Genomic DNA, 1,346 nt, shown 5'->3' with positions numbered 1-1,346 from the left:
GCGCCGCGCTTGCCCAAGTCGCCACCGTTCCCGATGGCGTTGCCGAGCCTGCCCAGCCCAGCGCTGCGCATGCCGCCCTGAACCTTTGCCTTTGCTCGCCCAGCCGCGATTTGGGTTGCATTTAGAGATGCCGTCTTCAGCCGCGCCTTGGTCTCGCGCTCGAAATCGTCGAACGCGGACCGCGGCGGCATACGGATCCCGACGTTCACGCCGCTCATCGGAATGCGGCCGTTGCGAAGCCGCGGAAGTCGACGGCCGCACCCCCGCCTGCGAGCAGTCGGCCGATCTGCCGCAGAAGTTCGTTACCCTCCTGGATCGCTCCGACCACTGGCGCATTGTCCGCCGACCCGGTCACCTTCCCGTTCGAGAATGGGCTGTCGCGATTCTCAGCGATCGAGATGACGTTTTTCTCGGCGTCGATCCGCTGCTTGGTCAGCTGGGTGATTTCGTCGAGCAAGGTGAAGTACGGCGTCTGCGATCCACTAAACTCGCGTTGGATTGCCAGCAGTGACTGGGCGGCCTCCGCGTAGGCGTCGTATGCCGCCTTATCGCCAGCCTCCACGCGCGCCTTGAGCGGGTCATATGCGCTCTGAGCCGCCGACAGGCGATCGCGCAGGCTGCGGCCATTGTCCCCGATGGTCAGATCGTCGAGCAGCGATTGCAGGCTGCCAGTGACGCGCTGGGCGGCTTCCTCGATCGCCTGGGCGCGTTCGAGACCATAGAGCGCTTCGAGGTCGGCGTATTCCGATGCACTGGCACCAGCTTCACCGAATATTTTCTTCAACCTCATAAATTCTTTGTCGAGCGTATCCAAGGCGGCCCCGACCGGATCGCGATAGCCCTTGAGCCGCGTGAAGACGCTTTCGAAGTCGAGCGCCTTTTGAAGCTGAAGGTCGAGATCCTTGCCCGCTTGGATCAGCCGTTGGGTGCCCGCCTTCAGCCCTTGAATGACGCCATCGTTGATGAGGTCAAGCATCGCCGCGCGCGCCGCCGCTTCTGCGTCATCTCCGAAATCGATGACGCCGTTCTTCGCTTTGGTCCGACCGGCGCCGGTGGGGTCGACGCGGTACTTGCCCTTGCGGATCCCGATGCTGACACTGCCGCGAGACGGATCGATATAGCCCCCGAGACGGTCAGCTATCCCCGCGATGCTGTCGATGACGCTATCCGCCGCGCTGGCGCTTGCCTGCTTGTACTTCCCGGTATTCCCGCGAACCGCGACAGCGAAATCGTCGCCGTTCCCAGAGATGGAGGCTGAACCGCGCTTCGCGCTGCCGAACAGGGCCGTCAAAAATGGGCCGATGATGTGATTGAGAATGCCCCCGTTCTTGATTTCGTCGTTACCG

The 1,346-nt window shown here is 62.9% G+C and carries 2 pseudogenes; both read right to left on the bottom strand.

What is annotated here, in order from left to right:
• Window positions 1–218: pseudogene (locus tag K0M74_RS10515) on the bottom strand (hypothetical protein); the annotation flags it as partial.
• Window positions 215–1,346, bottom strand: a pseudogene (locus K0M74_RS10510) (hypothetical protein); the annotation flags it as partial. The pseudogenes K0M74_RS10515 and K0M74_RS10510, both read right to left, overlap by 4 nt.

It is taken from the genome of Sphingopyxis sp. (assembly GCF_019459305.1).
Lineage (GTDB): Bacteria > Pseudomonadota > Alphaproteobacteria > Sphingomonadales > Sphingomonadaceae > Sphingopyxis.
Note: the sequence above shows the minus strand (reverse complement) of the source record. Positions and strands in the feature narration are given on the sequence as shown.